General features: G+C 51.1%; 2 protein-coding genes. Both read right to left on the minus strand.

Annotated features, from left to right (window positions below):
- Positions 1 to 196 (minus strand): hypothetical protein (locus FLQ44_RS24040; RefSeq protein ID WP_206208739.1); only part of this gene is annotated, 196 nt, incomplete at its 3' end.
- 3 nt (positions 197 to 199) lie between these two features.
- Positions 200 to 463 (minus strand): isocitrate/isopropylmalate family dehydrogenase, encoded by a 264-nt coding sequence (locus FLQ44_RS07830; RefSeq protein ID WP_338117466.1) that lies wholly within the window; start codon positions 461 to 463, stop codon positions 200 to 202.
- Positions 464 to 476 lie beyond the last annotated feature (13 nt).

Genomic DNA, 476 nt, shown 5'->3' on the forward strand with positions numbered 1-476 from the left:
CCGCGCCCCGCACGGCTTCCCAGTCGCTTGCGGCCTTCCCGGCCGCATTCGCACCTGACATCTGAGCCCCATCAGCCATACCGGCGCGATGATTGGCATGGGGGGATCGGCTGCGCAAGGCATTGCGGGAATTGGAGGAGTTTGTCTGATTTGGGACCTGCATGTACAGGAACGATTGGTTTAGCAGCATCTGCAAACCTCAATCCTGAACGTAAATTTCCATAGCGAATAAATCCATTTTCTCGTGAGTTACAAATGATGCAATGGCATCTCCAACTTGGTAAGTTTTTGCAGTTCCGCCAACATCCGGCGTTTTAGGTCCATGAACCAAGATATGTTCAATCGCCTGCATAATGTCTTGCCCTGCCTGAATCACCTGTTCATCACCATCTGCCAAGAAATCCAACATCATGGCACCTGACCAGATTGCAGCGATCGGGTTGGCAATTTGCTGACCAAAAATATCTGGAGCAGAA

The organism is Vogesella mureinivorans (genome assembly GCF_007644035.1).
GTDB classification, from domain to species: Bacteria; Pseudomonadota; Gammaproteobacteria; order Burkholderiales; family Chromobacteriaceae; genus Vogesella; species Vogesella mureinivorans.